Source organism: Acinetobacter sp. Gutcm_16 (assembly GCF_028649355.1).
GTDB classification, from domain to species: domain Bacteria; phylum Pseudomonadota; class Gammaproteobacteria; order Pseudomonadales; family Moraxellaceae; genus Acinetobacter; species Acinetobacter johnsonii.
Map to the genome: position 1 here is coordinate 1 of NZ_JAQSUV010000026.1, position 6,118 is coordinate 6,118.

Sequence of the window (6,118 nt, forward strand, 5' to 3'; positions counted from 1 at the left end):
GGCTTTGTTGCACAAACATTCAAAAGCTAAACTTCTTCCAAGTTATCTAAATTTAAGTGGCAACTTGGGTGTGAGGTCGACCTAAATCTGTAAATTTATTTAATACGGCCACACGTGCATGAATCTCATTGACTTGGCTTTGAAAGTTTCTCGCACGGAGTTTATCGCCTAATAATTTGATGCAATGCATCTTGGTTTCTATCAGACTTCTGCGATGATAGCCTGACCAATTTTTCCATATTGTTCTTCCTAAACGTTTAACTGTTCGAAGTAATTCATTTCGCTCTAGCGAGCTGGTCTTTGTATCTTTCCAAGGTTTCGCATTTTTTCTTGGCGGAATCACCGCATGTGCTTGTCGGTCTGCAATTACTTGACGGCATTGCTTGGTGTCATAAGCCCCATCAGTATAGACAGAGTCAATCTGCTCATCTTGTGGAATCTGATCGAGTAAATCACCAAGCACTTGTGAATCACTCACATTATTTGTAGTGAGTTGAATAGCGCGTATTTGAAGGGTTTCAGCATCTATACCAATATGAAGTTTACGCCATTGGCGACGATATTCAGGTTGGTGTTTCTTACGCTTCCATTCACCTTCGCCTAGAAACTTTAAGCCAGTAGAATCGACGAGTAGCTGGAGGCCATTACTGCTTTTTTGATAGTTAATTGCAATATCAATATGCTTTTGTCTTCTGCAGATGGTGGAATAGTCTGGTGCTGTCCAATCTAATCTACAAAGATGAATGAGACTTTGCACAAAGCCAGTGACCATGCGTAAAGAAAGATGAAATAAGGATTTGATCATTAAACAGCATTGGATGGCTGTATCTGAATAAGTTTGATTTCGACCATGTTTACCTTTGGGTTGAGCGTACCATTGAGTCTTGGGATCAAACCAAATTGAGAGATTTCCTCGATTTATTAATGCACTGTTATAAGAAGACCAATTGGTTGTACGATAGATTTTAGGTGTGGGCTTATTCATTTGAGAATTATATTGTGGAGTAAGCCTTTAGAGATAGGTTTGTGCAACAAAGCCGAATGGAAATAAAGAACTTTATAATGATGAATAAATCCTTAGCCTTGTTTGGTGTGCTGAGTGGTATGGTATTTTTTACTCCACTTAGTTTTGCAAAAGATGAAACTTTTAATGTTTATAAACAATGCAATGATGAAATGGAGTGGTCTTGTGATGTCATTAGAAGCACCAATGGCAAGAAAGAAAAAGTTTATGGCGGTATGAAATCACCAAATATTGAGCGTTTAAATCAAAATTATTATCATGTTCAAATGTCATGTGGTAGCCCATGTCAGGCTCATAGTTTTCTATCGAGAAATAAACAAGAAGATGATGCGACTCAAGAATTTATCGCTATTGATACGAAGAATAATTGTTTAATTGAAACTGATTCTGAATACAATAAAATCACAGCTCGCCAATTAAATTCGAAAAAAAGACATATTTTGATCAGTACTCAGCACCCTATTTTTCAAAACGTCCCTATTTTTGATATTGCCCAATATACTGTGTTCCAAGGCACTTCTTATTTTGATCAAAAAGGAAATTTGATTTTGCTGGCAGATGAAATCGATGATCAAAAGAAATTTAAAAAGATATTTCTAAACCCTTGTAAGTTATAAAATCTCTATCCCAAAGCTATGACTTTGGGATAGAAGAGATGACTTAAACAATTACATTCAATGTCACATCAATATTACCACGCGTTGCATTTGAATAAGGGCAAACGATATGTGCTGCATCCACTAATTTTTGGGCTTCTGCTTGCTCTAAACCTTCTAAGTGAATGTTCAAGGTCACTTGAATACCAAAACCTGTTGGAATCGGGCCAATCCCAACATCACCTTCGATATAAACATCAGGTGTAATTTTTAACTGGTCACGGTTAGCAACAAACTTCATTGCACCTAGAAAACATGCAGAATAACCTGCGGCAAAAAGCTGTTCAGGGTTCGTTCCACCACCTGCGCCGCCCATTTCTTTAGGAACGGTAAGTTTTACATCTAAAATTCCATCAGAAGAGGTTGCGCGACCATCACGGCCACCTGTCGCTTTAGCATGTGCTGTATAAACTACTTTTTCTAAAGACATTGTGATTCCCTGAATATTGTATTTGAGTCCTTATCCTGTCCTAAATTGCAGAAAGAATAAGCAGTGTTTTTGTAAATTTCTACAGAGAATGCTTGCGATTAAGTGGAGATTTTATTTTATTAAAAATCAATGATATGAATGTCTGTTATTGTTTTTTAAAAAAATTCTCAATCGGGCTTGTTGATGTGAACAAGAACTGAAAGCACGGAAACTTTATCAATTTAAAAAGGGGGATAGATTCATGCATTTAGTGTGCTAAAGCTACTCAATGAAAGAGCAGCAGCGAATCATCATGAGGTTTTGTGCTGAGAATGAAGTTGTCTTAAAAGATCACGGCTTGATTAAAACTGTACTAATTTCCGATGTTGCATCAACGGCATACTTTCACGAATTTGAGCTTGTTCTGCCAAGTCAAAAGGAACCGTAATCAACTGTGCGCCCGGGTTAAGAATCAAATCCAAAACTTGACCACGGCTATTGGTTGCCGCTGCATGTCCCCAAGTTTGTCTCTTTTCACCATGCCAACCTTGTTGCGCTGCGCCTAACACGATGCTTTGGCTATCCATCGCCCGGGCTTGTAATAATAACTGCCAGTGCATTTGCCCTGTGGTGTAGGTAAATGCAGCCGGAGCAGTCAAGATATTTGCGCCACGCGCGCGTAAAGTTAAAGCCAGTTCAGGAAAGCGTAAGTCATAGCAAACCATTAAGCCAATATTACCAAAGGGTGTTTTTGCCACAACGACATCTGTACCAGGTTCAAAAAACTTAGATTCTTGGTAGCCACCCACAGCATCGCCAACTTGTACGTCAAACAAATGAATTTTGTCATAACGTGCTTCAGTACGTTCAGGGCTGATGCAAAGACTGACTGTACGAACACGACCATCTTCAATAACAGAACCATCTGGACGGAACGGACATGGGAGGGTACCCGCGACGATCCAGATCTGATATTGATGGGCAAGATTTTCTAAACGCTTTTGAATGTCTTCAAACTGTGCTGCGGTCTCACGTTGTTTGCCTGCGGCAAAACAAACGAAGTTTTCGGGGAACACAATAAGTTCAGCACCATTTGCTTTACTTTGTTGAATGAGAGACTCAATGACAAGGAAGTTTGCTTCAATGTCATTTTGAGAGTTCATCTGTACAACAGAAAGTAAAGTCATAAATGGGCCTACAAAATTTGTTGTTATGCGTTTTGTTGCTGTGACACTTGGTCGAGGCTGTCTTGTTCTTTTTGCAACTGTTTGACCAAAGGTTCAAACATATTTTGATTACTTTGATTCAGTTCCATCAAAGTTTTATGTGCATCTAGTACGGTGTTTAACATATTACGATGTGTAATGTGCTCTTCCATCAGTTCGAGGGTACAAACGTTTGGATCGCCGCAGTAGTTTAAAATCACAAAAACCTGCCCTAGTCCCATGCTGTTGGCTAAGGTAGTGATATCAGAGTTGGTGGACAACATGACAGCTTGGATATTATGGATCTGTTTAAGCTTTAAGCCTAACTTTGCCAAAATGCCTAACACAGTGCTGTCGATGAATGTAGTTTGGGTTAAATCTACGATTGCACCAACAACATTTGACTGTTGTTCAATACGGTTTAAAAGTTTGTCTAGACTGATACAAGATTGGGCACGCACTTCGCCAATAAGCTTAAAAATATGCGTTCCATTCAAGCTTGCATATTCAACATGACCTGTTGACATATAAATGCCATTTGCAGAGAAGGATAGGAAATTATCCCATAGGGCAAATACTTACTCAAGTATCTAACAGTCTTAGAAGATAGGATATTGTAATAAGTTATTGATAATTTAATTAATTCATTCGACGTAAACTTAATATAGCAATATCGTCTGCAACATGCTCTGGTGCTTCAAAGGATTGATTTTGCAAATGATAGACCAATTGTGTGAACTGATCATTCAGTCCGCCATTGAAGGGTTCGAGTGCGCCATCGGAACAAATAATGAAGCGGGCATGACGGTTGAGTACACATTCATGCTCTTCAACTTCCAGTTCTTCAGTAAGGCCTAAAGGAAAACTACTGGTATGTAATATTTTAGGAGCTTGATTTGGCTCAAAGATAATTGCGGGTGGGTAATGTCCTGCACTCGACCAGCGAAGTTGATGTGTTTCGAGGTTTAAAATCCCTGCAATCATGGTGATGTGCTTTTCAATATTCTCTTGAACCAACATGCCATTGAGTTTCTTAATTAACCCACGCGGTGTTTTGGCACGACCATGAAAAGCCGCCATCCAAGAGGTTAATAAGCTACTGGTGACCCCATGACCAGATACATCAGCCAAGTAGAACATCACTTCTTTATCGCTAATTTTCCAATAATCAAACCAGTCTCCAGACAAATAAGCAGAAGGCTGAAAAAACGTTTCAACGGTGTAGTTTTGGAGTTCTATAGGGTTTGGTAAAAGTCGCTTTTGTAACTCTGCTGCGGAAGGCAGATCGCGACTGTCTTGATTGCGTTTATATTGAGCATCAATTTTGAGTAAGGATTGCTGTGGGTTACTGGGCAGTTTATTCCACATCCAACCTGCTAAAGCACCGAGTTCCCAAGCTTGGGCTAAAGCACTACCTTCATTTTCAAAGGCAAGGACAATGGTAGGCAGTGTCCATTTATAATCTAAATAATCTTGAATATCGGCAATAGCAATAATAGTCGGGTCATAAAGATCAATGTCTTCTATGCGAATCATTTGCACACTTGGTAGTGTGTCTAGCACCTGTTCTAAATATGGAATATGGCGAGAAGGTTGAATGAAATACATAAAAAAAATGGCTTATCCTTAGCATTAAGCTATTGCTTTACTATAACAAGCAAATTACAGCTAGAGAAAAAAAATTCAACTCTAGCTGCAATACATTGTTATTCGGTATCTAACATTTGATGTGATTCATTGGTTGATGGAGAGCTAGATGAATCATCATCACCGACATCATCAATAAACATCCCTTCAGATTCATGGCCTTTTTTCTCAGCAATAATGAAGTTTTTACGTTGTAAATAAATATCACGAATTGAGGAGTATTTGTCGCCTTGAATCGCACCTTCAATATCAATCAGTTGTGATCGCACATCAATACCACGTAAAGCCTGTTCCGCCCAATACAGGCCTTCTTCATCTTCTAAAATGTATCTTTGTGGGCGTGCATAGCCATCAACAACCAAGCCAAAGCCATCACGGAAAGTGCTTGGTCCAAAAATTGGGAGTACTAGATATGGGCCAGATGGAACACCCCAATAGCCGAGAGTCGTACCAAAGTTTTCATCTTCAGTTTCTAAACCCAAGCGCGAAGCAGGATCTGCAAAACCTAAAGTAGTTACCGTATTAATGGTAAATCGACCTAAAGTTTTTGCGGCACGGCCGGGACGACCTTGTATAAGTTGGTTCACCGCATTCCAAGGTTCACCGAGGTTTTTACGGAAGCCACTATAAGAGTCACGAATCGGAGACGGGATCTTTTCTTTATATTCCACCGCAATTGGGCGAACGATCGCACGGTCTAAAGCATCATTGACGGCAAAAATTTGTCTATTTAAAGGCTGAAGTGGATCTTTTACATTATCAGGTTGTGCTGCATTGGCATCTACTTTTAAATCTTTTGCTTTAATATTCTTTAATTCTTTAAGCGAAGAAGATTGAGCTGTTTGCGGATCAGCACTGGTATCTATTTCGCTGGCAGCCGCAGGCGCTACATCTTCAGCAAATGCAAATGTTGTAAAGCCTACAAAGAGTAGACCAGCACATAAGTGGCGAATGTGTTGCATATAAAAGAGTTCCGGAACTTTATAATCAGCAGGTGAATTAAAAAAATAATGTTTTAACTATCTTAACAGCTCTTTATTGCTCATTGTTAAATCAAATTTTAAGAAATGTTAGTAAAAAAACGCCATTTTGCTGAATAAATAAACAAGTGGAAGTTTTTTTATAAATAATTGAGGAAAGGGGGGTTGTGTTGGTTTGGAAATACTGTAGAATGCAC

7 protein-coding genes are annotated in these 6,118 nt (G+C 39.1%); 1 reads left to right on the forward strand and 6 read right to left on the reverse strand.

What is annotated here, in order from left to right:
• Positions 1-52: 52 nt before the first annotated feature.
• Positions 53-985 (reverse strand): IS5-like element ISAha1 family transposase, encoded by a 933-nt coding sequence (locus tag PTT44_RS06375; protein ID WP_195728735.1) that lies wholly within the window; start codon positions 983-985, stop codon positions 53-55.
• A gap of 77 nt (positions 986-1,062) precedes the next feature.
• Between PTT44_RS06375 and PTT44_RS06380 the strand changes: the two genes are divergently transcribed.
• On the forward strand, positions 1,063-1,641 hold the full coding sequence (locus tag PTT44_RS06380) for a hypothetical protein (RefSeq protein WP_168159491.1): 579 nt from the start codon (positions 1,063-1,065) through the stop codon (positions 1,639-1,641).
• 43 nt (positions 1,642-1,684) lie between these two features.
• On the opposite strand, the gene PTT44_RS06385 is transcribed toward PTT44_RS06380, so the two are convergent.
• The 5 genes from PTT44_RS06385 to PTT44_RS06405 form a co-directional block, all read right to left on the reverse strand.
• Positions 1,685-2,110 carry an organic hydroperoxide resistance protein gene (locus PTT44_RS06385; protein WP_005400731.1) on the reverse strand — a complete coding sequence of 142 codons (426 nt, stop codon included), beginning with the start codon at positions 2,108-2,110 and terminating at the stop codon, positions 1,685-1,687.
• Between the two features lie 341 nt (positions 2,111-2,451).
• The gene (locus tag PTT44_RS06390; protein WP_168159490.1) at positions 2,452-3,276 is read right to left on the reverse strand and encodes a carbon-nitrogen hydrolase family protein; all 825 of its coding nucleotides are present in this window, start codon (positions 3,274-3,276) and stop codon (positions 2,452-2,454) included.
• A gap of 23 nt (positions 3,277-3,299) precedes the next feature.
• The gene (gene gigB / locus PTT44_RS06395; RefSeq protein ID WP_004692241.1) at positions 3,300-3,821 is read right to left on the reverse strand and encodes an anti-anti-sigma factor GigB; all 522 of its coding nucleotides are present in this window, start codon (positions 3,819-3,821) and stop codon (positions 3,300-3,302) included.
• A gap of 112 nt (positions 3,822-3,933) precedes the next feature.
• Positions 3,934-4,902, reverse strand: coding sequence for an RsbU family protein phosphatase GigA (gigA, locus tag PTT44_RS06400; protein WP_078388698.1), 969 nt, complete (start codon positions 4,900-4,902; stop codon positions 3,934-3,936).
• Between the two features lie 98 nt (positions 4,903-5,000).
• Positions 5,001-5,903 carry an MlaA family lipoprotein gene (locus PTT44_RS06405; protein WP_168159489.1) on the reverse strand — a complete coding sequence of 301 codons (903 nt, stop codon included), beginning with the start codon at positions 5,901-5,903 and terminating at the stop codon, positions 5,001-5,003.
• Positions 5,904-6,118: the final 215 nt, after the last annotated feature.

What these genes read in the sequence shown, in the direction of transcription:
- PTT44_RS06375 (WP_195728735.1), bottom strand. Translation starts at nt 985, where the DNA reads ATGAATAAGCCCACACCTAAAATCTATCGTACAACCAATTGGTCTTCT.
- PTT44_RS06380 (WP_168159491.1), top strand. Translation starts at nt 1,063, where the DNA reads ATGATGAATAAATCCTTAGCCTTGTTTGGTGTGCTGAGTGGTATGGTA.
- PTT44_RS06385 (WP_005400731.1), bottom strand. Translation starts at nt 2,110, where the DNA reads ATGTCTTTAGAAAAAGTAGTTTATACAGCACATGCTAAAGCGACAGGT.
- PTT44_RS06390 (WP_168159490.1), bottom strand. Translation starts at nt 3,276, where the DNA reads ATGACTTTACTTTCTGTTGTACAGATGAACTCTCAAAATGACATTGAA.
- gigB (WP_004692241.1), bottom strand. Translation starts at nt 3,821, where the DNA reads ATGTCAACAGGTCATGTTGAATATGCAAGCTTGAATGGAACGCATATT.
- gigA (WP_078388698.1), bottom strand. Translation starts at nt 4,902, where the DNA reads ATGTATTTCATTCAACCTTCTCGCCATATTCCATATTTAGAACAGGTG.
- PTT44_RS06405 (WP_168159489.1), bottom strand. Translation starts at nt 5,903, where the DNA reads ATGCAACACATTCGCCACTTATGTGCTGGTCTACTCTTTGTAGGCTTT.